21 protein-coding genes and 3 pseudogenes are annotated in these 22,081 nt (G+C 60.5%); 22 read left to right on the top strand and 2 right to left on the bottom strand.

Annotated elements, in window-relative coordinates; translation table 11 throughout:
* The 7 genes and pseudogenes from J2Z75_RS19450 to J2Z75_RS19425 all read left to right on the top strand — a co-directional run.
* Positions 1–939: a choline/ethanolamine kinase family protein gene (locus J2Z75_RS19450; RefSeq protein WP_209854431.1), complete on the top strand. Its 939-nt coding sequence runs from the start codon at positions 1–3 to the stop codon at positions 937–939.
* Positions 940–1,123: 184 nt separating this feature from the next.
* A pseudogene (locus J2Z75_RS19445) lies at positions 1,124–1,276 on the top strand (Gfo/Idh/MocA family protein); the annotation flags it as partial.
* 298 nt (positions 1,277–1,574) lie between these two features.
* A pseudogene (locus J2Z75_RS29295) lies at positions 1,575–1,691 on the top strand (Lrp/AsnC family transcriptional regulator); the annotation flags it as partial.
* 33 nt (positions 1,692–1,724) lie between these two features.
* The gene (locus J2Z75_RS19440) at positions 1,725–2,630 is read left to right on the top strand and encodes a homocysteine S-methyltransferase family protein (protein ID WP_209854430.1); all 906 of its coding nucleotides are present in this window, start codon (positions 1,725–1,727) and stop codon (positions 2,628–2,630) included.
* Between the two features lie 396 nt (positions 2,631–3,026).
* A complete protein-coding gene (locus tag J2Z75_RS19435) occupies positions 3,027–3,692 on the top strand; it encodes a L,D-transpeptidase (RefSeq protein WP_209854429.1) in 666 nt (221 codons plus the stop codon).
* A 14-nt stretch (positions 3,693–3,706) separates the two neighbouring features.
* Positions 3,707–4,243, top strand: coding sequence for an OmpA family protein (locus tag J2Z75_RS19430; RefSeq protein ID WP_209854428.1), 537 nt, complete (start codon positions 3,707–3,709; stop codon positions 4,241–4,243).
* A 103-nt stretch (positions 4,244–4,346) separates the two neighbouring features.
* Positions 4,347–4,541 (top strand): annotated as a pseudogene (locus tag J2Z75_RS19425) (transposase); the annotation flags it as partial.
* A 98-nt stretch (positions 4,542–4,639) separates the two neighbouring features.
* On the opposite strand, the gene J2Z75_RS19420 reads toward J2Z75_RS19425, so the two are convergent.
* Positions 4,640–5,362 (bottom strand): response regulator transcription factor, encoded by a 723-nt coding sequence (locus J2Z75_RS19420; protein WP_209854427.1) that lies wholly within the window; start codon positions 5,360–5,362, stop codon positions 4,640–4,642.
* Positions 5,359–6,609 (bottom strand): GAF domain-containing sensor histidine kinase, encoded by a 1,251-nt coding sequence (locus tag J2Z75_RS19415; protein ID WP_209854426.1) that lies wholly within the window; start codon positions 6,607–6,609, stop codon positions 5,359–5,361. The genes J2Z75_RS19420 and J2Z75_RS19415 overlap by 4 nt, the downstream gene beginning before the upstream one ends.
* Before the next feature lie 290 nt (positions 6,610–6,899).
* Between J2Z75_RS19415 and J2Z75_RS19410 the strand changes: the two genes are divergently transcribed.
* The 15 genes from J2Z75_RS19410 to J2Z75_RS19345 all read left to right on the top strand — a co-directional run bounded on the left by J2Z75_RS19410 (position 6,900) and on the right by J2Z75_RS19345 (position 22,026).
* On the top strand, positions 6,900–7,916 hold the full coding sequence (locus tag J2Z75_RS19410; protein WP_209854425.1) for an ABC transporter substrate-binding protein: 1,017 nt from the start codon (positions 6,900–6,902) through the stop codon (positions 7,914–7,916).
* A 75-nt stretch (positions 7,917–7,991) separates the two neighbouring features.
* Positions 7,992–9,458 (top strand): sugar ABC transporter ATP-binding protein, encoded by a 1,467-nt coding sequence (locus tag J2Z75_RS19405; RefSeq protein WP_209854424.1) that lies wholly within the window; start codon positions 7,992–7,994, stop codon positions 9,456–9,458.
* Positions 9,455–10,402 (top strand): ABC transporter permease, encoded by a 948-nt coding sequence (locus tag J2Z75_RS19400; RefSeq protein ID WP_209854423.1) that lies wholly within the window; start codon positions 9,455–9,457, stop codon positions 10,400–10,402. The genes J2Z75_RS19405 and J2Z75_RS19400 overlap by 4 nt, the downstream gene beginning before the upstream one ends.
* Entirely contained in the window at positions 10,399–11,349 is a 951-nt protein-coding gene (locus J2Z75_RS19395; RefSeq protein WP_209854422.1) for an ABC transporter permease, read from the top strand. Before J2Z75_RS19400 ends, J2Z75_RS19395 begins: the two co-directional genes overlap by 4 nt.
* A 14-nt stretch (positions 11,350–11,363) precedes the next feature.
* Complete coding sequence (locus tag J2Z75_RS19390; protein WP_209854421.1) at positions 11,364–12,281, top strand: SMP-30/gluconolactonase/LRE family protein; 918 nt, start codon at positions 11,364–11,366, stop codon at positions 12,279–12,281.
* Positions 12,282–12,433: 152 nt separating this feature from the next.
* Positions 12,434–13,078 carry a spore coat protein U domain-containing protein gene (locus J2Z75_RS19385; protein WP_209854420.1) on the top strand — a complete coding sequence of 215 codons (645 nt, stop codon included), beginning with the start codon at positions 12,434–12,436 and terminating at the stop codon, positions 13,076–13,078.
* Positions 13,032–13,142 carry a helix-turn-helix domain-containing protein gene (locus tag J2Z75_RS29715; protein ID WP_407692791.1) on the top strand — a complete coding sequence of 37 codons (111 nt, stop codon included), beginning with the start codon at positions 13,032–13,034 and terminating at the stop codon, positions 13,140–13,142. Before J2Z75_RS19385 ends, J2Z75_RS29715 begins: the two co-directional genes overlap by 47 nt.
* 105 nt (positions 13,143–13,247) lie before the next feature.
* Positions 13,248–14,171, top strand: a complete 924-nt coding sequence (locus J2Z75_RS19380; protein WP_209854419.1) for a LysR family transcriptional regulator — start codon at positions 13,248–13,250, stop codon at positions 14,169–14,171.
* Between the two features lie 180 nt (positions 14,172–14,351).
* Positions 14,352–15,875: an ABC transporter substrate-binding protein gene (locus tag J2Z75_RS19375; RefSeq protein WP_209854418.1), complete on the top strand. Its 1,524-nt coding sequence runs from the start codon at positions 14,352–14,354 to the stop codon at positions 15,873–15,875.
* Between the two features lie 129 nt (positions 15,876–16,004).
* Positions 16,005–16,955, top strand: coding sequence for an ABC transporter permease (locus tag J2Z75_RS19370; protein WP_209854417.1), 951 nt, complete (start codon positions 16,005–16,007; stop codon positions 16,953–16,955).
* Positions 16,952–17,821 (top strand): ABC transporter permease, encoded by an 870-nt coding sequence (locus J2Z75_RS19365; protein ID WP_209854416.1) that lies wholly within the window; start codon positions 16,952–16,954, stop codon positions 17,819–17,821. Before J2Z75_RS19370 ends, J2Z75_RS19365 begins: the two co-directional genes overlap by 4 nt.
* Positions 17,818–18,801 carry an ABC transporter ATP-binding protein gene (locus tag J2Z75_RS19360; RefSeq protein WP_209854415.1) on the top strand — a complete coding sequence of 328 codons (984 nt, stop codon included), beginning with the start codon at positions 17,818–17,820 and terminating at the stop codon, positions 18,799–18,801. Before J2Z75_RS19365 ends, J2Z75_RS19360 begins: the two co-directional genes overlap by 4 nt.
* Positions 18,798–19,802, top strand: a complete 1,005-nt coding sequence (locus tag J2Z75_RS19355; protein ID WP_209854414.1) for an ABC transporter ATP-binding protein — start codon at positions 18,798–18,800, stop codon at positions 19,800–19,802. The genes J2Z75_RS19360 and J2Z75_RS19355 overlap by 4 nt, the downstream gene beginning before the upstream one ends.
* 31 nt (positions 19,803–19,833) lie before the next feature.
* On the top strand, positions 19,834–21,225 hold the full coding sequence (locus J2Z75_RS19350) for an amidase (protein ID WP_209854413.1): 1,392 nt from the start codon (positions 19,834–19,836) through the stop codon (positions 21,223–21,225).
* A 192-nt stretch (positions 21,226–21,417) separates the two neighbouring features.
* Positions 21,418–22,026, top strand: a complete 609-nt coding sequence (locus J2Z75_RS19345) for a J domain-containing protein (protein ID WP_209854412.1) — start codon at positions 21,418–21,420, stop codon at positions 22,024–22,026.
* Positions 22,027–22,081: the final 55 nt, after the last annotated feature.

Below are 22,081 nucleotides of genomic sequence, written 5' to 3'. Positions count from 1 at the left end.
ATGGAAAAACGATTGGGAGAAGCGGCAAACGAGGCGGAAGCAGAGATCGAATCCCTGCTGCGCGAGATTGAACCGTGGTCGGGGCGCGAACTCCATTACGGCCCGGTGCACGGTGGTATCAGCAATTCCAACTGGCGGGTCAGGATTGCCGGCGAACAGGGCCGGTTCTTCGTCAAGGTTCCCGGCCGCGGCACCGAGATGTTCATCGACCGCAACGCGGCGCTGGATGCCAGCCGCCGGGCGCAGGAGCTCGGCATCGGCCCGAGGATTTACGAATACCTCGCTGACAGGGGTGTGGAGATCACCGATTTCATCGAAGGCCGGCGCGCCTGCACCAACCGCGATTTCCAGGACCCGGCTGTGCGCAAATCGGTCGTCGGGCTCTACCGCACCTTCAACGATTCCGGAAAACTGCCACTGACCAAGACGATCTTCGACATGATCGACGAGCATATCGAACAGGTACGCGAACTGGGTGGCGCCTTTCCGCTCGATTTTGCCTGGCTTTATAAGCAATATCGGCTGGCGCGCTCGGCGCTCGAAGCCTCCGGCATCGATCTCGTTGCCTGCTTCAACGATCCGATGGCAGGCAATTTCATGGTCGCCGAAGACAGGTCGCTGATGCTCATCGACTACGAATACGCCTCCAACAACGACCGCTGCTACGATATCGGCATCTGGTGCGGCGAGATGTTCTTTTCCGATTCGGTGCAAAACGAAGTGATCGAGGAGTATTTCGGCCGCTTCGATCCCCGGATGAAAGCGCGCCTCGTTGTGCATCAGGCGCTCGCCGACATAAAATGGTCCACCTGGTCCATGGTCCAGAAGGTTGTCTCGGCGCTCGATTTCGATTTCTACAAATACGGCGCCTGGAAGCACATGCGCGCCCGCGCCGTCATGCAGGATCCACGCTGGGTTGATTACCTGAAGAATGTCTGATTGATGACTTCCTCTCTGTCCATCGCCGCAAAGCCCGGCTCGAAATCACCAATCGCCCCATAGGTTGTTGGTTCGTGCATTGAAGGATCCCACCAAAGGGTCTGACGACACGTGCCCGCACACCGACAGCAAGATGGTAACGATGAAACCATTGGGCGTCGGCCTGATCGGCACGGGTTATATGGGCATTTCCTGCGTGTTGATGGCCAATCGAGCTGCCTGGGGCCGCAAAGGCTGTATCGCATGCAGATTTATGGCTCGAAGGGCTCGATCCTTTTTGATCAGGAACGCATACGAATTCGAACTCTATCAGGCCGATGGCCGCCGCATCGAGCAGACCGTCCAAGCAATGGCGCGATCTTTTTTAGAGAAGACGTGGCTCGATATCGTCTAGATTCGATGCGATTTGCATGGCAAGAAGCACGGTGACGAGATGCGCAATTCCTGGTGGATTGATAGAGACAAATGCGTCCGATTTTGGATTCTCATCGCGTCTCGAATGTAAGGCGGTGCCGTATACGCAGGAATATCACCTTCAACGTCATCGCCGCCGATAAGGTTCGGCTTGAGACAGTTTGGCGTCAATATGGCTATGCCTTTCCTGGTGCTCTCAGCGGGCGCCTGGCTCATGGTCGCGTCCAACAGCGACGGAGGCCGACCGTATCAGGCTGGTCTGGCAGGAAATTTCCGCACTTCCCGGGGTGCGGGACACCCTCACGGCTTTTGCCCTGTCATCGGTCATTCGCAGGTAAATGAAGCCGATTCGTATGGAGATTATGAGTAAAATGAGCAGGATACGTATTCTAGATGGCGGCATGAGCCGGGAACTGCTGCGTCTCGGCGCGCAACTGAGGCAACCGGAATGGTCCGCGCTGGCGTTGATCGAAACGCCCGACATCGTCGGCCAGGTCCATCGTGAGTTTATCGAGGCTGGCGCCGATGTGATCACAACGAACAGTTATGCCCTCGTTCCATTCCATATCGGCGAAGAACGTTTCCACGCTCAGGGAGCCTCGCTGATAGACCTGTCGGGAAGATTGGCTCGCGAGGCGGCAGACGGGCAAAGGGACCGCAAAATCCTTGTTGCCGGTTCATTGCCGCCGATTTTTGGCTCCTATGAGCCCGAACTCTTCGATCCCGCGCGCGTGCAGGGCTACCTTACGGTCCTGGTCGAGGCACTGTTGCCGCATGTCGATATCTGGCTGGGCGAGACGCTGAGCCTGATCGCCGAAGGCGAAGCCGTTCGTATCGCAACGGCAGGAACCGGCAAGCCGCTGTGGGTTTCATTCACCCTCGCCGACGATCCGGACTCGATTGCCGGCGATGTACCGAGACTGCGATCCGGCGAGACCGTTGAAAGTGCCGCGAACTGGGCCGCGAGCGCCGGGATTCAGGCTCTACTCTTCAATTGCAGCCGGCCCGAGGTGATGGCGGAAGCCGTCGCGGCCGCCTCAACCGTGTTTCATGAGTGCGGCGCGAGCATCGAGATCGGCGTCTATGCCAACGCATTTGACGGAGAAACAGAAGGCGCGGCCAATGAGACGTTACACGCCACGCGTAACGATCTGACAGGGGACAGCTATTCCCGCTTTGCCTGTGATTGGGTGGAGGCCGGTGCAACGCTTGTCGGCGGCTGTTGCGGCATCGGGGCCGAGCACATTCACCGTCTGACGGGCGCCCTTAACAGGTAAGTCCTAGATCAATGACATGTTGGTTCAACTCAAAACGGGCATTTGGCGCCGGTCGAGAGCTGGTCGCATCGTCTTTGTTCGTTCCGCCGGTTAGAAGAACCAGCGTTTTTCGCCGGATCACCACTCGGGCTGTATTTTCGCTTGCTTGCGAACAAAGCGGGCAAGGCACGTCGTGGCATACCGATGAGCGCGATGAGATACGCTATGAGTGGCGATGTTCTTGAGAGGAAACATATTACCGGCGCCGAAATTGGGATATGTCTTTGCCGCTATCGATAAGACACCCCTTGCTCATCAGTCCGGCGAAAGAATCGATGCCGAGGAGTTTTCTGTTGTGGCAAATGAAAATTCTGATTTACTGGCGCTTCGCTAATTGGCTTTCGGGGGATGTTGCCGATGGTGTTGACCCGCAGGGATATTTTGCTTGGTGGTCTGGCGTTACTTGGCGCCGGCGCGCTTCGGAAACCGGCATTCGCCGCGGCGGCTTCCTATTTTGACGGCACTGCTGTCGACAATGGCGTGACGTTCCGGGCGACGAACTTCGCCAAGATCGACAAACAGTGGCGCCGCCAGGTTGTCAAATATTTCAGCAGCGAGCCGATCGGCACCGTTGTTGTCGATACGAGGCACCATTTTCTCTACCTGATCATGGAAAACAAGACAGCCATCCGCTATGGCGTCGGCGTCGGCCGCGAAGGCTTCAAATGGTTTGGCCGCGCCACGATCGACCGTAAATCGCTTTGGCCGCGCTGGACGCCGCCACCGGAGATGCGCAAGCGCCATCCCGAACTGCCCGAATTCGTCGACGGAGGCTCAGCGAAGAACCCACTCGGGCCCCGCGCCATGTACCTGCATCGCGACGGCGTCGATACCGGCTACCGCTTCCATGGCACGCTGGAGCCGGGGAGTATCGGCAAGGATGCCTCCAGCGGCTGTATCCGCATGTTCAACGAGGACGCCATCGATCTTTACCAGCGTTGCCCCATCGGCACCGCAGTGCAGGTTCTGCCGCATATTGCCGACCAGGCTCCCCAGGTCAGCGAAGCAACCCTGGTCGAATGAGGAATATGGCCCTGATGTCTGCGACGATCGGATACACGAGACGCCTTGTGGCGGCCGCCATGCTCCTGGCGCTCGCCGCCTGCAACACCACCGATATCGCCTCCGTGGAAGAACCTGCCGCGGTGCCAATGACCGGTCAGACCAACGAACCCGCGCCCGGCTTCGAGAACGTCAAGGCTGGCAGCGAGCAGGATTTTATCCTCAATGTCGGCCGCCGGATCTACTTCACGCAGGACTCAGCCACGCTCGATTCCGTCGCCAAGGCAACGTTGGATAATCAGGCCACTTGGCTTGCCAACAACCCGGGCTGGCTACTCAAGCTGCAGGGATTTGCCGATGATTCCGGATCCGCGTCCGCAATGCAGGCGTTGTCGCAGAAGCGCGCCGATGCGGTGATGGCCTATCTCACTTCCAAGGGCGTGGACGCTGGGCGCATGTGGGCCAAGGGTTACGGCAAGGACCGCGAGGTCCGCGACTGCGAGGATCGCTCGTGCAAGGTGCAGAACAGGCGTGTCGTCGCCAATCTGCGCACCCAGCGCGACGCTCTCTGACGGTGGGTTGTCCTCATTTCAGAGGCGGCCTGCAATATGAAAAGCACCGAAGATGCTTGACGTAACCGTCAATAAAATCGAATGGCTCTGCTCTATTTCTCCCTGCATTCCGCCTCGTAAAAAGTGAAACCATCCGGCCGACTACGACAAAACACTCTATAAACAACGACACCGCATCGAAAACATGTTCGGCAGGATCAAGGATTGGAGGCGGATCGCTACACGATACGATCGATGCGCCCACATCTTCCTATCGGCAATCTTCATCGCCGCAACCTGTTGCTATTGGATCGATTAACAAGTCCTGAGCCTACTCACCCCTCGCAAACCAAAGCTGTGTTGAAAACCCGGTTTATGAGTACGCTGCCTGGTAGGATCTGCCGAGTGCGAAGCCGATCAAAGTGATTTGAGCCATTCAGCCAGCTCGCTTTCAGCGCGTTCCAGGGCGCTGTAGTTGAGAAGCTTGCGCAGCATCGCAACGGTTACCGCCCTTGCGCGAAGGTTGAAGCGACTGTCTTCGTGGTCGTCTGACGCGGTTTGATAGACATCGAGTTTTTCATAAAGCTGCTGCAGTCTGTTCTGGACACTGCGAAGCGAAAGATTGCGTCTTTTCGCAATGGCCCGGTCTGTGAGGCCCAACGCAATATCGACCAGGATTTCATATTCCGTGTCGCTGAACCCTTTGGTCTGGCCGAGGCTCTTTTGCTGCATCCCGCGCACTTCCCGATCGATGACGCATTGCGCCTCGACGAAAATGCTGCGCAACGCCAGTTTCAGCCGTTCGTCGGAGGCGGACTTGAGCACATATCCATAAGCCGCACCGTCCGGCACGATACGCGACACGCCCCGCACATAGGCCTCATCGGAATAGTTGGACCAAAAGAGGATGCGCGTGTCAGGCCGCTCCTTCCAGATCGTGCGCGCGGCCTCGATGCCATTTCGATTGTTCATCTGCAGGTCCATGACGACGTGGGCCGAACGGTGGTCGCGGGCGAGTTTTTCGCCCATGGTGCCGTTTTCCGCCTCGATCACCGTTTCGCATTCCGGCAGGGCGGCACTGACGGCTTCGTGCAGATATGAGCGGTGCAACGGGTCGTCTTCGACGATCAGAACCTTCATGAATCATTCCTCGGGTTTGGTTGGCGCGGCGTTTGCGCCGCCACTGGCAGATGCACGCCGATCGCGGTCCCAAGATTGTTTCGACCGGCACTGATAGAAAACTTGGCGGAAATCAACCTGGCCCGCGTTTTCATATTGTCGATACCACCACCATTGCGCCGGCGCTGCTTGGCAATGCCAACACCGTCGTCACAAACTTCAATAGAAAGCCCGTCGGGTTGCTCGCCCAGCCGCACCACAATGCGGCTCGCCTGCGCGTGGCGCACTGCATTGTTGATAGCTTCCTGGGTAATGCGAAACAGTGCAACGCAGACGGTCGGATCAAGGCTGTCGATGCCGCCCTCTGTCTCATCGACCAATTCGCGATCGATCGACATGCCGCTGTCGCGCACCGATCGATCCAAATGGTTTTCTACTGCCTGCACGAAGCCGAAGAGTTGCAGGACGGAGGGTTTGGCCTCCTCGATGATCTGGCGGAGATCCTGCATGCAGTGCTGCAGGCTGCGGACCAGGGGCTCCAACGCTTCGCCTGCGACATCCGGTTCATGGGTGAGCCGCTCGAGCCGGCGAGACAGGCGTGTCAGGTCGGCCAGCGTCTGGTCGTGGAGGTCCATGCCGATGCGCTGGCGCTCCCGCTCGAGGGCTTCCGTTAGATTGAGCGCGCCAAGTCGCAATCCCTCCTCGCGTGCCCGGGCCTCGGCCTCGACGATCGCCGATTGCTGCGCCTGCTCGGCAGCCCGCAAGGCAAAGAAATAGGGTGACAGCAAATCTGCGATGGAGCGGGCGTTGACGATGTCTTCCATCGTGTAAAAGCCCACCTGATGCGAGGAACAGCTCAGTGCACCGATCACGTCCCCTTCCACCTTGAGCGGAACATGGATCCGGCTGCGCAGCGCCTGGTCGAAAATCGGCAGGGTGAAGGCGTTCTCAAAATTGAACCGCGGATCGATTCCGGCGTCGTCCGTGAGGAAATACGAAACCTCGCCCCAGAGGAGAGCACGGATTGGGCTGCCGGAGACGAGCGCTGGGGGATGGTTGCCCCATGCCGTTTCCAGGCCGGTCTCATAGGCGGTGTGGTATTTGCCACCATGCATGATGATGCATACGTCGAGATGATCATGCGGGATGATATGGGAAATCTGCGCCGCCACGGCGCGGATGGCGGAGCGGAACTCAAGCTGCCCGGCAAGCAGGCGAGATATTCCCAGGTAATGTTCGAGAAGCACCGATGGCGCCATCTTGAGCATGTTTTGCATCTCCTCCCCGCCGACTCGCCCCGCCTCCACGGTAAAAGTCCCGGTAATTCCTTGTCCTCCAGTAAGCGCCCGTCAGGCACCGCGCGTCCTGCATGATCCCGCATCATCTACAGCAGATTCCGCAAACGGGCTGCCTCAATCTTCCTATACAAGCCGCCTGTTCTATACCATCCTGCATCCGCTGAGAGGAGGAAGCTCGGCGTTTCACAAAAGCTCATCACCGCTTCGGCCAGGATGAACAGATCCCGCTCAATGAAAGCCGGATCAACAGGGAGAGAGAGATGAATTTCAGAAAGATGCTTCTGGCATCGGCTGCACTGGCGTGCGCCGCAATGCCTATTCAGGCTATGGCCGACACGGCTGCGAAGAAGATTGCGCTGTCCAACAACTACGCCGGAAACTCCTGGCGGCAGGCGATGCTGACGAGCTGGGAAAAGGTGACCGGCGAAGCCGTGAAGGCCGGCGTCGTTGCGGCGGCCGATCCTTTCACCACAGCGGAGAATCAGGCAACCGAGCAGGCCGCCCAGATCCAGAACATGATTTTGCAGGGCTATGACGCCATCGTCATCAACGCCGCATCTCCGACTGCGCTCAATGGCGCCGTCAAGGAAGCGTGCGATGCGGGCATCACCGTCGTATCCTTCGATGGCATTGTGACCGAACCCTGCGCATGGCGCATCGCCGTCGATTTCAAGGAAATGGGCCGCAGCCAGGTCGAATACCTGTCCAAGAAGATCCCGGCCGGTGGCAATCTGCTTGAGATTCGCGGCCTCGCCGGCGTTTTCGTGGATGACGAGATCTCGGCCGGCATCCACGCCGGTGTGGCGCAGTTCCCGCAATTCAAGATCGTCGGCTCCGTGCACGGCGACTGGGCGCAGGACGTGGCCCAGAAGGCCGTGGCCGGCATCCTCCCGAGCCTTCCCGAGATCGCAGCGGTCGTCACCCAGGGCGGCGATGGTTACGGTGCGGCAGAAGCCTTCGCCGCCGCCAAGCGGCCGATACCGACCATCGTCATGGGCAACCGGCAGGACGAGCTGAAATGGTGGAAGGAACAGAAGGATGCCAATGGCTATGAAACCATGTCCGTTTCGATCGCACCGGGCGTGTCAACGCTCGCCTTCTGGGTTGCCCAGCAGATTCTCGACGGCAAGGAAGTGAAGAAGGATCTCGTCGTCCCCTTCCTCAGCATCAGCCAGGACACGCTGGAAACCAATCTGGCCAGCACCCAGGAAGGTGGCGTCGCCAACGTCGAGTATTCGCAGGCCGATGCCCAAAAGGTCATAGCGGAAGCAAAATAAGCTATCCTCCCAACTTTCGGTTCTGTCTGGTCTCCGGACCGGCCAGAACCGTCCCTTTTTCCGGGAATGCACAGTATGACGGCAATACCGCTGCGGCACGCGGTCATCGAGGTTGCGGATGCCAAAATCAGCTTTGGCGCGGTCAAGGCGCTCGATGGCGTGACCCTTAGAATTCTGCCCGGCGAATGCGTTGGCCTCGTCGGACATAACGGCGCCGGCAAGTCGACAATCGTCAACGTCATCAATGGCGGGTTGTCGCCCCACCAGGGCACCATCGCATGCGCAGGGGAGCCGATGCAGCGTTACGGCATTGCTGCGGCCCGCGCCAATGGCGTGCGTTGCGTCTTCCAGGAATTGTCGCTGTGTCCAAACCTGACGGTAATCGAGAACACGCGCGTCATGCACCGCACGCTCACAGGCTGGGGCTGGCGGCGTCGGGCAGCGCGCATCATCGGCGACAAGCTCGATGAGATCTTCCCTGGCCACGGGATCGACCCCACCGGTGTGGTCAGCGATCTTTCGATCGCAGAGCGACAGATGGTGGAGATTGCCACGGCCTTCTCGCAGGTCGCACAACCGGTAAAACTCGTCATTCTGGATGAACCCACATCATCGCTCGACGCGAGCCTCGCGACGCAGTTGCTGGACTATGTCCGCCGCTTCGTTGAAGCCGGCGGATCGGTTATCTTCATCTCCCATATTCTCGGTGAAATACTATCAACGTCCGACCGTATCGTCGTGATGAAGGACGGCAAGGTGGTAGCCGAACGACCTGCCGGCAAATTCGACGAGCACAGCCTGGTCGCGGCCATGGGGAGCGTGGTCAAGGGTCGTCATCAAGAAAAACGCATCAACGACACCGCAGGCCTTACGCCACTCCTCTCGCAGCCTTCGCGTCGCGGCAAGGGTCTTGCCTTTGAGGCCTTTGCCGGTGAGATCATCGGGCTTGCCGGCCTCGGGGGGCACGGCCAGACCGATACGCTGATCGATCTCTATCTGGCGCGCACCGGTAGCTGGTTGCGCGGGCGTGATGCAGAGGTTGCCTTCGTCGCCGGAGATCGCGCGCTAAATGGCGTCTTTCCGCTTTGGAGCATCCTGAAGAACCTGACGATCGCCGATCTTGCCGGCCTCTCCCGACGGGGCCTCGTCAGCGAGCCCGCAGAGGCCAATCTCGGGCAGGCCTGGAAACAGCGCATCGAGATCCGCACACAGGATCTCGGCAATCCTATTCTGTCGCTGTCGGGCGGCAACCAGCAGAAGGTCTTGTTTGCCCGCGCCCTCGCTACGCCGGCGCCCGCCGTACTGATGGACGATCCCATGCGCGGCGTCGACATCGGCACGAAGCAGGAGGTCTACGCTATTCTGCGGGCCGAGGCCGATAAAGGACGCACCTTCGTCTGGTACTCGACCGAGATGGATGAGATCTGTCTTTGCGATCGGGTCTATGTCTTCAACAACGGTGTGATCGTTGCCGAGCTGAAGGGAGACAGCGTGACGGAAAAGAATGTCCTGGCCGCTTCTTTCATCGGTGCTGCTGCATGAAGAAAGTCCTGTCCTCCGATACAATCCGCCTTTTGATACCTGCCTTGTCGCTGACCATCCTCCTGATCTCCGTCTTCTACCTGCAGCCGCGTGCCATGAGTTATGTCGGGCTGAACCTTCTGTTCAATCTGGCCGTGCCGATCGCGCTCGCCACCATCGCTCAGATGCTGATCATGACGGTCAATGATCTGGATCTGTCGATGGGTACTTTCGTCAGCTTCGTGGCCTGTGTCGCAGCCACGTTTCTGCAGGCAACGCCCGTCATTGGCGTGCTCATCCTTGCAGCCGCAATCGCGACCTATGCTGCACTCGGCGTGCTGATCCACATGCGCAACCTTCCCTCCATCGTCGTCACGCTGGGCATGAGTTTCATCTGGGGAGGTCTTGCAGTCCTTATTCTGCCCGCTCCCGGCGGAGAGGCGCCGGCGTGGGTACGCGCCGTCATGATCTCCCGGCCACCATTCATGCCGATGGCCATCATCGCCTGCATTATCATCGCAGTCGTCTCGCATTTCATCATCATGCGCTCCTCCTTCGGCGTCATCCTGCGCGGCGTCGGCGGCAATGCCCGGTCCGTGGAGCGCGCAGGCTGGTCCATTCTGGGAGTGCGGGCAGCAACCTATGCGCTTGCGGCGTTTTTTGCCATTCTCGCCGGCATTTCGCTGGTCGGACTCACCACGTCCGCCGATGCCAATATCGCGCTCCGCTACACCCTCCTGTCGATTGCCGGTGTCATCCTTGGCGGCGGTGAGTTCACTGGTGGCCGCGTCTCGCCTATCGGCGCTGTCATCGGCGCGTTGACGCTGACGCTTGCCGGTTCGTTTCTCTCCTTTCTGCGCATCTCGCCGGATTGGCAGATTGGCGCGCAAGGTGCGATCCTGATCGTCGTGCTTGGGCTACGTCTGCTGCTCAATCGCCTTGAAAATCGAGGGAAGCGATCATGAACATCCTCGTTTCCCTGTCGCGCAAGCCGTGGATCTGGTCTTTCGTCGCAGCATTTGCCGTCTGGGTCGCCACCATCCTGTTTACCGGCGGTGCAAGCACGATCGGCCTCAGCCAGGCGGCGCTGACTTTCGCGGCCTTCTCCATCCTTGTCGGTATCGGCCAGATGTTCGTGATCACGCTGGGGCCAGGCAACATCGATCTCTGCGTTCCGGCCACGATGACGCTTGCGGGCACTGTCGCGCTGAAATTCATGCAGGTCGATAATTCGCTGATCCTGCCGGGACTTGTCGTCGCCATCGCAATTGGCGTTGCGGTCGGCATCGGCAACTATGCTCTGATCAAGCTCCTGCAGATACCACCGATCATTGCGACGCTGTCGATGAGTTTCATCGTTCAATCGACGGCCATCTGGACCAATCGCGGCCTGCGCATCAAGCCGCCGGAGGCCCTCGCAACATTCACAACAGAGACGACGATCGGGATTCCGAATGTCGCTCTCGTTGCCTTGGTCCTTTCGGTTCTCGCCTTCATCCTGTTGCAAAAGACGGTCTATGGCCGCTGGATCGCAGCGATCGGCCAGAGCATCCGCGCGGCTCGGATGGCCGGCATTCCCGTCGATGGCACGCGCTTCGTCACCTATGTCCTCTGTTCCATCCTGGCCGCGGTCTGCGGCTATCTGCTAGCCAGTTTCTCCGGCGGGGCCGCGCTCAACATGGGTTCGGAATACCTTTTGATGTCGATCGCCGTCGTCGTCATCGGCGGCACGGCCGTTGCCGGCGGCAACAGCAACGTGGCCGGCATCTGGGGCGCCTCGCTCTTCATGTTTCTGGTCGTCTCCATGCTCAACACCTATGGTGCCGGTGCCGGCATCAGGCTGATCATGACAGGCCTCATCATCATTGCCGTCATCGTGGTCGCAGGCGGCCGCAATCCAAACCAACGATAGCCCGGACCGAACCCATGCCCCACGCCTCCCCCTATGAAGTCCATGACCCAAGATTCAAGGCGCTGTTTATCGGCAGTATCGCCCTTGAAGAGCTTTACACCGGTTGCCGCTGGGCCGAAGGCCCGGTCTGGTTCGGCGATGCGCAGCAACTCGTCTGGAGCGACATTCCCAACCAGCGGATGATGCGCTGGGTGCCGGACGGCGGGGTTTCCGTGTTCCGCGCACCGTCGAACTTCGCCAACGGCAATACCCGCGACCGGCAGGGCCGGCTGATTTCCTGCGAGCACGGCACACGCCGTGTCACGCGCACGGAAACGGATGGGTCGATCACGGTTCTTGCCGACGGCTATCAGGGCAGACGGCTGAATTCTCCCAACGATGCCATCGTCCGCTCGGACGGCACCATCTGGTTCACCGATCCGACCTACGGCATTCTCTCGGATTATGAAGGCTATCAGGCGGAGCCGGAGCAGCCCACCCGCAATGTCTACCGGCTCGATCCCGCCACCGGAGATCTTGCCGTGGTTGTCAGCGATTTTCTACAGCCGAACGGCCTCGCCTTCTCACCGGACGAGACCAAGCTCTATGTCGCCGACAGCGGTGCAAGCCACGCCGATACTGCGCCCCGCCATATTCGGATCTTCGATATCGGGGATGACGGAGCGCTGACAAGCGACCGGGTTTTCTGCAACATCGATAACGGTATTCCAGACGGAATTCGCGTTGATGTGCATGGAAATGTCTGGTCGAGCGCTGCGGATGGGGTGCACTGCTTTGCGCCCGACGGCACCCTCATGGGCAAGATCAAAGTTCCCCAGACGGTCGCCAATCTCGCATTTGGCGGCCCCCGCCGCAACCGCTTGTTCATCACGGCCACACAGTCGCTTTATGCCATTTATCTGACGACAACCGGCGCAACCTGGCCCCGATGACGCGCAGACAACGGCAGCGATGGACGCCGTCCGCATAAGCTGCCGCTGCGATGCCACGTTGTTTCATCAATGACGAAGAGGCTGTGGATCTGCGAAATCAGGCATGTGCGCCGGTCGCGGCCTTCCCTGTGCCATGGCGTGTGAGAGCGGCGATGCAAAAGCCGGCCACGGTAACGCCGCGTGATCGAAGCGGCGTCATCGTCGATCTCGGCGTCAGGACCAATATCAAGGCCCTGCTGGTTATTCTTCAGGATGAAAGCGGCGCGTTCGTCGAAGCGGGATCCGCCGCGATGCTTGATCGCACCGAACAACCGATCGTCTTCGGCTACGATGGTCAGGCATATGTTACGGGGCTCGATGCGCAGAACCGGCTGGTCGTCGATCAGCCGGCCATCGGCGCGCCACCGCCAATCGTTTTCCTTTCGCTTCCTTTGACGACAACCACGGTTCATGTGCCGATCTACGCCCGCATCCTTGCCAACCAGCAAACCAAGGCCGGAGGCGCCTATCTCTCGACTTTTGCCGGCACGCAGAACCCGACACAGGCGGGCTTTACCGTGCAGGCCAATGTCAATCGCCCCTGCGATGTGACCGCCGAGGGCATCAATTTCGGGAACCACGGGCTGATCACCTCGAACGTGGATGCCGCGGGGAAACTGTTGGTGACCTGTACCCAGACCTTGCCCTATGCGATTTCAATGAATGGGGGCCTCAGCGACGCACTTCCAGCACAGCGCAAGATCACCCGGTCTGCTGCGCCTGGCCGAGAAGCTCGATATTTCGCAACCCGCCCTTAGCCGCCAGATTGGGTCGCTCGACGTAGAAATCGGAGCCGCCCTTTTCTCCCGCACCGGCGGCTGAGCCAGGGGTAACGTGACTGTCGCGGGCATCTGCCAGTTGTTTAGCGTGGCGGCTTCGCTACAAAGGGTGCTGATCATCGTTCAGCCCTTTGATGGAATCCGCTCAATGCAGATCCGCGCGCTCATCTATTTCGACGAACTGGTTCGCACCAACTCGATGCGGGCAGCGGCCGAAAACCTGAATGTCGCGCCCACCGCCATCAGCCGGCAGATCGAGAACCTCGAATATTATTTCGGCACGGCGCTGATCGAGCGAAGTGCCCGCGGCGTCACGCTCACGGCGGCGGGAGAGCTTCTTGCCGCGCGCGCCGCGCGCACCCTGCGCGAACTCGACCATGTGCGCCAGCTCATGGATGATCTCAAGGGATTGCAGCGTGGCGGGGTAACGGTGTTTGCAAGCGGCGCCGTTGTGGCAAATCTCCTTGCGCCGGCACTTGCCGATTTCAGCCTGCTTTATCCCAAGGTTCGCTTCGAAGTCATTATCGCCAGCGCCTACCGCTCCATCGAGGCGGTAAGCAACGCGGAGGCCGATATTGCTGTCACGCTGTTTGCGCCCCCGCTCGCAGGTAGCAAGGTCAGGCTGCGATCGGAAGTAACCTACGATGTCATCGCCGCCGCCGACCATCCGGCTGCCGGCCACAGCGAAATCTCGCTTCGCACACTTGCGACATATGCCCTGGCTGTCCCGGACCAAAGCTTCGGCGCGCGTCAGGCTTTCGATGCGCTCTTTGCCCGTGAAGGGCTGACGCTCGATCCGATCTTTATCACCAACTCGCTTGAAATGCAGAAGGAACTCGTCCTGCGTGGAGCGGCCATCACGCTGCTGCCGGCGCTGACGGTTTCAAGGGAATGTCAGGCAGGGCAGCTCGTTGCGGTGCCTGTTGCGGGCGGCAAGGGAGTACGAACACCTCTGGATCTCTGTGTCGCTCCTGACCGGCAGCTGTCGTTTGCCGCCGCCAAGCTCCTGGACTTCATTGAGCGCTTCATGCGCGAAACAATGGGACACACGATCGGGACCGGAAAGGGTTAGACGAGAGCCCGGCCGACCTCTCACGAATCGAGGATGCCTAACGCTTTAGTGGATCGGTTTTCGCTACACTCAGCACACATTTTCGACATTGTGTGGGCGCCACGAAGCTGACACACTTCCTTCAAACGGGGCAGTCGCGTGAACTGACTACAGCGACGAGACCACAAAAAGGGGAATATAATGAACCGCGTTCAAAGCATAGCGGGTGGGATGATCCGCTTGGCCACCTTCGGAGTTGCGCTGTCAGCAGGCCTGCTTCTGGCGGGAGTGACGGTCGCTGCAACCAAGACGTCGCTTGTGCTCGGCATGAGCGTCGAGCCGCAGGGGCTTGATCCGACAGTCTCCGCGCCTGTCGCCATCGGCCAGGTGACCTGGCAGAATATCTTCGAAGGGCTGGTCGCAATCGACAAGGACGGCAAGATCGTGCCGCAGCTCGCCAAGAGCTGGGAAATCTCCGGGGATGGTCTGATCTACACCTTCAAACTGCAGCAAGGCGTCAAATTCCATGACGGCGAAGACTTCGACAGCGCCGTTGCCAAGTTCGCCCTCGATCGTGCCCGCGGGCCGGAATCGACCAATGGCCAAAAGCGCTTTTTTGCAGCAATCGATACCATCGACACACCGGACAAGCAGACGCTGGTACTGAAACTCAAGGAGCGCAACGGCAGTCTTCTCTATTGGCTTGGCTGGCCTGCCTCCGTGATGGTCGGCACCCAGAGCGCCGCCAACGACAAGACGACGCCGATCGGCACCGGCCCGTTCAAATTCGTCAGCTGGACGAAGGGCGACCGCGTCGAGCTTGTCGCCAATCCCGGCTATTGGAACACGCAGACCAAGCTCGGCCTCGACAAGGTGACGTTCCGTTTCATCGCCGATGCGCAGGCCCAGGCGGCGGCGCTGAAGTCCGGCGACGTCGACGCGTTTCCGGAATTCGCCGCGCCCGAGATGATGGAAGGCTTCAAGGAAGACACCGAACTCGTGACCGTGATCGGCAATACGGAGCTCAAAGTCGTTGCTGGCATGAACAACACGCGCAAGCCCTTTGACGACAAACGTGTTCGCCAGGCCCTGATGATGGCCATCGACCGCTCGACTGTCATCGACGGCGCCTGGTCGGGGTTCGGTACCGCCATTGGCAGCCACTACACGCCCAACGACCGCGGCTATATCGATCTGACCGGCACGTATCCATACGACCCGGAAAAGGCAAAGGCCCTTCTGGCCGAAGCCGGTTACCCCAATGGCTTCACCTTCACGATCAAGACACCCCAAATGCCATATGCGCCGCGCAGCGCCGAAATCATGCAGGCCATGTTTGCCGAGATCGGCGTGACCATGACCATTGAACCAACTGAATTTCCGGCCAAATGGGTGCAGGACGTTTTCAAGGGGACCGACTACGATATGACCATCGTGGCCCACGCCGAGCCGATGGATATCGATATCTACGCCCGCGATCCCTACTATTTCAATTATAAGAACCCGGCATTTACCGACGTTATCAAGAAGATCGAACTGACGGCCGATACCGTTGAGCAGGAAAAGCTCTATGGCGAGGCACAAAAGATCCTCGCAGATGACGTCCCGGCGCTCTTCCTGTTCGTGATGCCGAAACTCGGCGTCTGGAACGCCAAGCTGAAGGGGCTTTGGGAAAACGAGCCAATCCCCTCAAACGTCCTGACCGACGTTCATTGGGAAGATTGAGCGGATGGGGCAACCGGCCGGAAGACTGCCGTCGAGCTGACGCCCGCCGGTGACCGCCGCTCGGCATCCGTCCTCTGCGTTTCCGGCGTGCAGCCGAAACGATGAGATGGTTGGACCAAGGACAGTGGAATGATCGTATTACTTCTGCGCAGGCTTTCGAGCCTTCTGTTGACGTTGCTCGCGGTATCGGCGCTGATCTTCATCGTCATGGATGTGTTGCCTGGAGATCCTGCGGCAATCATGCTTGGCACGTCCGCAAGTCCCGATACGCTCGCAGCGCTCAGGCACGAACTCGGGCTCGACCAGCCGCTGATCATCCGTTACGCGCTCTGGCTTGGCGGCGTTGTCACAGGCGATCTCGGCAACTCCTACACCTACGGCGTTCCGGTCGCGGGCCTCATCGCCGAAAGGCTTGCCGTCACCCTGCCGCTGGCGCTGTTTGCCATAGTCCTTTCGGTCGCCATCGCCATTCCGCTCGGCGTCGCCTCGGCCGCCAGGCGCAACAGTGCTGTCGACTATGCCGCCGCCTTCGTCTCCCAGCTGTTCATCGCTGTGCCGGGCTTCTGGGTCGGCCTTCTGCTTGTGCTGGTTTTCTCCGTGTCGCTCGGCTGGATGCCCTCGGGCGGCTTTCCGGGCTGGCACGGCGGGTTTGGGTCTTCGCTCGGTGCTTTGCTTTTGCCGGCGATCGCCCTCGCCCTTCCCCAGGCAGGCGTTCTCACACGGGTGACGCGCTCGGCCGTGCTTGAAGTTCTGAACGACGATTTCGTGCGCACCGCCCGCGCCAAGGGACTGCCGCGCCGGGCCGCGCTGTGGCGCCATGCGGTGCCCAATGCGCTCGTTCCGGTCGTCACCATCCTCGGCCTGCAGTTCACCTTCCTGATCGCCGGCGCCGTACTCGTCGAAAACGTCTTCAACCTCCCGGGCCTCGGACGCCTCGCTTTTCAAGCGCTCACCCAGCGCGACATCATCGTCATGCAGGATGTCGTGCTGTTCTTCGCAGCCCTCGTCATCATCATGAATTTTATCGTCGACCTCTCCTATCTCTATCTCGATCCTCGCCTGAGGGGGCGCAGCCGATGAGTGCCGTAACCGTGACCGTCGAAAAGCCCGCGGCGCGCAGGACATCGCTCTTCCTGCGCCGCCCCAATCTCGTCATCGGCGGTGCCATCATCGCTATCCTTGTAATCATCGCCTTCGTCTCGCTGTTCTGGACACCGATGCCGCCGGGCAAGATGCAGATCATCCACAAGCTGAAGCCGCCGCTGGCGCAGGGCTTGCTCGGCACAGACCATTTTGGCCGCGACGTGCTGTCGATGCTGATGGCGGGAGCCTGGAATTCACTGTCGATCGCGACCGTTGCCGTGGCCTTTGGCGCCTCGCTCGGCACATTGCTTGGTGTCACCGCCGCCGCTCGACGCGGCGTGTTTGAAGCGGTGGCGATGCGCGCCAATGACGTGATTTTTGCGTTTCCGCCGATCCTGTCGGCCATGATGCTCGGCGCCCTGCTCGGTACGGGCCGCTTCACCGCCATCATCGCCATCGCCGTGTTCATGGTGCCGGTCTTCTCGCGGGTGACGGTCAGCGCGGCGTCGCAAGTCTGGGCGCGAGACTATGTGCTGGCCGCCCGAGCCGCCGGCAAGGGCGGCGTACTCATCACCATCGAGCACATACTTCCCAATATCGCCAACCAGATCATCGTCCAGGTGACGATCCAGCTTGGCCTTGCCATCCTGACCGAAGCGGGACTGAGCTTTCTCGGCCTCGGCATGGCTCCCCCTGCGCCGACCTGGGGCCGGATGCTGGCCGATGCCCAGACCTATCTCGGTACGGCGCCATGGCTTGCCATCCTGCCTGGCCTTGCGATTGCGCTCACCGTGTTCGGTTTCAACATGCTGGGCGACGGTCTGCGCGATCTGCTCGACCCGCGTGAGAAAGGTCGGACATGACCGGAACACCGCTTCTTTCCGTCGAAAACCTCGCTGTCTCCATGCGTCTGCCAGCCGGCGGCCAGATGCAGATCCTCACCGATGTCGGCTTTGCGCTCGATGCGGGCGAAACGCTGGGCGTCGTCGGAGAATCAGGCTCGGGAAAATCGCTTCTTTCGCTGGCGATCATGGGGCTCCTGCCCGGGGCCGCAACGGCAACCGGCCGGATCATGTTTGAAGGTCGCGACCTCCTTGCCCTCGACGATGATACCCTTTGTAGCGTTCGCGGCAAACGCGTCGGCATGATCTTCCAGGAGCCGATGACGGCGCTCAACCCGGCCATGACGGTCGGAGATCAGATCGCCGAAGGTCTGGTCTGGCATGAGGGCCTGTCATGGAAGGTAGCCCGTGCGCAAGCCGTCGAACTGCTTGACCAGGTCCGTATTGCCGATGCCAGACGTCGGGCACAGACCTATCCGCATGAAATGTCGGGTGGCCAGCGCCAGCGGGTCGGTATCGCCATGGCGCTTGCGCTCAAGCCGGCCCTGATGATCGCCGATGAGCCGACGACCGCCCTTGACGTCACGGTTCAGGCCGAGGTGCTGGATATCCTCGATGATCTCAGACGCGAATACGGCATGGCGCTGATCCTGGTGAGCCACGACCTCGGCGTCATTGCCCGCATGTGTGCGCGCACCGTCGTCATGTATGCCGGCCGGCGCATGGAGGAGGGCCCGACCCGGGACGTTCTGACACTGCCGCTGAACCCCTATAGTCGCGGCCTGCTGCGCGCAGTCCCGAAGCGCCGCACCGACGGCGGCAAGCTCGACACCATTCCCGGCTCGGTCCCCGGCTTTGCCAGGCTTCCGCCCGGCTGCTGTTTTTCCGACCGCTGTCCCGAGCGGATTGCGGATTGCCAGGAGGCCGAACCTGCCTGGGCGATCCCCACTGCTGGTCGCGGGGTTCGCTGCATCCGGGCCATGCAGGAGTTTGCGCGATGAAGAAACGTCCTCTTCTCGATATCCGCGGCCTGACCCGCGACTATGTCGGCAATGCGCTGTTCTCCAGGCCGCATGTCAACCGCGCCCTCGACGACCTCACCATGACGGTGGATGCGGGAACGATCCACGGCATCGTCGGCGAATCCGGCTGCGGCAAGTCCACGCTTGCAAGGATCGTCATGGGGCTCGATAGACCAACCTCGGGAGAGGTAATCTTCGATGGGGACGCGGTGTTCCGGCTGAACGACAAGGAGTTGAAGCGTAAGCGCCGTGACTTTCAGATGGTGTTCCAGGATCCGTTCGGGTCCCTCAATCCGCGCCACACCGTCGGCCGTATCGTTGCCGAGCCGTTGCATGTGCTCGATGTTCGGCCAGGACGCGCCGAAACCCGCGACAAGGTCGCCGCCATGCTCGAAAGCGTCGGCCTGACAGCCGCGCATGCGGAACGCCATCCGCATGAATTCTCCGGCGGCCAGCGCCAGCGCATCGCGATCGCCCGCGCGCTGATCACCGAGCCGAAGCTCGTGGTTGCGGACGAGGCGGTGTCGGCGCTTGATCTGTCAGTCCAGGCACAGGTGCTGAACCTTTTGATGGAACTGCGCGAGAAGCGCGGCGTGACCTTCCTCTTCATCACCCACAACCTCGCCGTGGTCGATGCGGTCGCCGACATGGTCGGCGTCATGTATCGGGGCCGCATGGTGGAAACAGGGCCGGCCCAGGAGGTGTTTGCAAGCCCGCTCCATCCCTATACGCAGGTCCTCGCCGCCGCCGAACCAAGCATCGAGAAGTTCGGCCGTCCGGCCAGCCAGCAGAAACCCATAGCGGCGATTGCCGATATCGGCGTGGGGTGCAGTTTCCGCAACCGCTGTCCGATCGCCGCGGCGCGCTGCGCCGTGGAGCAGCCGGCACTTCGTACCCTGTCGCCCGGCCGGCAAACCGCCTGCCATCGCGCCGAGGACCTGCTGCCATCGACACAGCCGGCCAAGGCGCGTCGCATCTGAAATGCATCCTCATTCATCCAGAGGCATACCGATGACCGAATTGCTCGATTTTACCATCAAGGACCTTTTGCGCTCGTTCAAGGAAGGCACGCTATCGCCCTCCGAATACTGGCAGGCCGTCGAGGCGCGGATTGCCGCCTTCGAACCCGAGGTCGCCGCCCTCTATGCTTATGATCCGGAGAGCGCCCGCGTTCAGGCGGCTGCATCGACCGAGCGCTGGAAAAAAGGACAAACACGCGGCCCGCTCGACGGAATTCCCGTCACCCTGAAGGAACTGATCGCCACCAAGGGCACGCCGGTTCCGCTTGGCACCGCCGCCGTGGAACTGCTACCCGCTGCCGAAGACGCACCGATTGCCGCGCGCATGCGCGAAGACGGAGCCATCGTCTTCGCCAAGACCACCTGCCCCGACTACGGCATGCTCTCTTCTGGCCTGTCCAGCTTTCATCCGCTGAGCCGCAACCCCTGGAACACCACCCAAAATCCGGGCGGATCAAGCGCGGGGGCAGCCTCCGCCGCCGCCGCCGGCTACGGTCCCTTGCATATCGGCACGGATATCGGCGGCTCCGTGCGCCTTCCGGCCGGCTGGACCGGCCTGTTCGGCTTCAAGCCCAGCCACGGGCGCATACCGGTCGATCCCTATTTCGTCGGTCGTTGCGCCGGTCCGATGACCCGCACCGTCGAGGACGCAGCCTGGTCGATGTTCACTCTGTCGCGACCCGACTGGCGCGATGGCACCAGCCTGCCTCCGAACGAGATCGACTGGATGGACCTTGAAATCGATGTGAAAGGCTTGAGGATCGGCGTGATGCTTGACGCCGGCTGCGGTCTTCCGGCAGAGCCGGAAATCAAGGCCGCAGTGCTAGACGCCGCCCGGCGGTTCGAGGAGGCCGGTGCCATCGTCACCGAAGTGGCTCCGATCCTCACCCGCGACATGCTGGACGGTCTCGACAACTTCTGGCGCGCAAAGTTCTGGGGCGATATTGCCGGTCTGAACGAAGAGCGCCGTGCGATGATTCTTCCCTATATCTATCAGTGGGCAGCCAAGGGCGCAGCGGTCACGGGCGTTGAAGCTGTCGATGGCTTTCGCCAGACGATCGAAATGCGCAGGGCGGCCGGCAAGTTGTTCTGCGAGGTCGATGCCGTCCTGTCGCCAACCAATCCGATCGTTTCCTATCCTGCCGATTGGGCCTCGCCGACCAACGACCCGGAAAAACCGTTCGAGCATATTGCTTTCACCGTCCCGTGGAACATGTCCGAGCAACCGGCTGCCTCGATCAATTGCGGCTTCTCTGCCTCCGGCATGCCGATCGGCCTGCAGATCGTCGGCCCGAGGTTCGGCGACATGCTCGTGTTGCGGCTTTCCAAAGCGTTCGAAAGTTGGACCGGCGGCGTCAGGACCTGGCCGCAACCCGTGTCGTAGCGGATAGGGCCGCTACGCGCCTCGCCGCCACAGCCTCCGCAACTGGTGACATGCCACGGCGGGCGGCAGAGTGCCTTGATGGATGCGAACACCCGCCGTTTGTTGGGTCGTCCCGTATCTTGAAAGTCAAAGAGCTTACCGCCCGTTCATCCAATTCTTGCCGAGATGACGCTCTACCTCCATATAGGTGTCATGACGCTTGATTCGAAAATATTCGTTGGCCTTAAATCGACGCGCCGAAAGTCGGCTGCCCACAGCGAGCCCACCGGTCCGAAATGCCAGTGGGACGGCTGCGAGAAGAATGGCACACACCGCGCGCCCGTCGGGCGGGATGCAGAAGGCCTGTATCTGCTGTTCTGTCTTGAGCATGTGAAGGATTACAACAAGGGATACAATTTCGCGACGGGCCTATCTGACGCGGACATCGCCCGTTATCAAAGGGAAGCGACGACCGGCGGCCGTCCAACCTGGGGGACAGGCGTCAACCAGGCAACCGAAATCCCGATCCCGTCGACTGTTCGCTCCGGTTCTGCAAAGACTTTGAATGCCCGCAGAGCTGCAGCGCAAAGCCAGGCTAAAAGAAATAATTCCCAGGTACGAAAACTCAAGGTACTCGAAGCCAAGGCTTTCGAGACACTCGGTCTTTCACCGGACGCAACTCCGGAGGAAATCAGGAGCCGTTACAAGGAAAGGCTCAAAATGCACCATCCCGATGCCAACCAGGGAAACCGCACTTCAGAAGACGAGCTTCGTGCCTCGATCGAGGCGCATAAGATCCTTAAATTGAACGGATTTTGCTGAGGGGTTCTTCCAAAAGGCTCTGCGCGATCTCATGTTCCTCGGATCGACCCGGCGG

The organism is Rhizobium herbae, from assembly GCF_017873135.1.
Taxonomy (GTDB): Bacteria; Pseudomonadota; Alphaproteobacteria; order Rhizobiales; family Rhizobiaceae; genus Pararhizobium; species Pararhizobium herbae.
Note: the sequence above shows the minus strand (reverse complement) of the source record. Positions and strands in the feature narration are given on the sequence as shown.

Bases quoted from the DNA above. Each gene is read 5' to 3' on its own strand.
- J2Z75_RS19380 (WP_209854419.1), top strand. From the start codon at position 13,248: ATGCAGATCCGCGCGCTCATCTATTTCGACGAACTGGTTCGCACCAAC.
- J2Z75_RS19355 (WP_209854414.1), top strand. From the start codon at position 18,798: ATGAAGAAACGTCCTCTTCTCGATATCCGCGGCCTGACCCGCGACTAT.
- J2Z75_RS19345 (WP_209854412.1), top strand. From the start codon at position 21,418: ATGACGCTTGATTCGAAAATATTCGTTGGCCTTAAATCGACGCGCCGA.
- J2Z75_RS19360 (WP_209854415.1), top strand. From the start codon at position 17,818: ATGACCGGAACACCGCTTCTTTCCGTCGAAAACCTCGCTGTCTCCATG.
- J2Z75_RS19420 (WP_209854427.1), bottom strand. From the start codon at position 5,362: ATGAAGGTTCTGATCGTCGAAGACGACCCGTTGCACCGCTCATATCTG.
- J2Z75_RS19400 (WP_209854423.1), top strand. From the start codon at position 9,455: ATGAAGAAAGTCCTGTCCTCCGATACAATCCGCCTTTTGATACCTGCC.
- J2Z75_RS19370 (WP_209854417.1), top strand. From the start codon at position 16,005: ATGATCGTATTACTTCTGCGCAGGCTTTCGAGCCTTCTGTTGACGTTG.
- J2Z75_RS19405 (WP_209854424.1), top strand. From the start codon at position 7,992: ATGACGGCAATACCGCTGCGGCACGCGGTCATCGAGGTTGCGGATGCC.
- J2Z75_RS19415 (WP_209854426.1), bottom strand. From the start codon at position 6,609: ATGCTCAAGATGGCGCCATCGGTGCTTCTCGAACATTACCTGGGAATA.
- J2Z75_RS19410 (WP_209854425.1), top strand. From the start codon at position 6,900: ATGAATTTCAGAAAGATGCTTCTGGCATCGGCTGCACTGGCGTGCGCC.
- J2Z75_RS19385 (WP_209854420.1), top strand. From the start codon at position 12,434: ATGCAAAAGCCGGCCACGGTAACGCCGCGTGATCGAAGCGGCGTCATC.
- J2Z75_RS19395 (WP_209854422.1), top strand. From the start codon at position 10,399: ATGAACATCCTCGTTTCCCTGTCGCGCAAGCCGTGGATCTGGTCTTTC.
- J2Z75_RS19375 (WP_209854418.1), top strand. From the start codon at position 14,352: ATGAACCGCGTTCAAAGCATAGCGGGTGGGATGATCCGCTTGGCCACC.
- J2Z75_RS19435 (WP_209854429.1), top strand. From the start codon at position 3,027: ATGGTGTTGACCCGCAGGGATATTTTGCTTGGTGGTCTGGCGTTACTT.
- J2Z75_RS19450 (WP_209854431.1), top strand. From the start codon at position 1: ATGGAAAAACGATTGGGAGAAGCGGCAAACGAGGCGGAAGCAGAGATC.
- J2Z75_RS19430 (WP_209854428.1), top strand. From the start codon at position 3,707: ATGTCTGCGACGATCGGATACACGAGACGCCTTGTGGCGGCCGCCATG.
- J2Z75_RS19390 (WP_209854421.1), top strand. From the start codon at position 11,364: ATGCCCCACGCCTCCCCCTATGAAGTCCATGACCCAAGATTCAAGGCG.
- J2Z75_RS19365 (WP_209854416.1), top strand. From the start codon at position 16,952: ATGAGTGCCGTAACCGTGACCGTCGAAAAGCCCGCGGCGCGCAGGACA.
- J2Z75_RS19350 (WP_209854413.1), top strand. From the start codon at position 19,834: ATGACCGAATTGCTCGATTTTACCATCAAGGACCTTTTGCGCTCGTTC.
- J2Z75_RS19440 (WP_209854430.1), top strand. From the start codon at position 1,725: ATGAGCAGGATACGTATTCTAGATGGCGGCATGAGCCGGGAACTGCTG.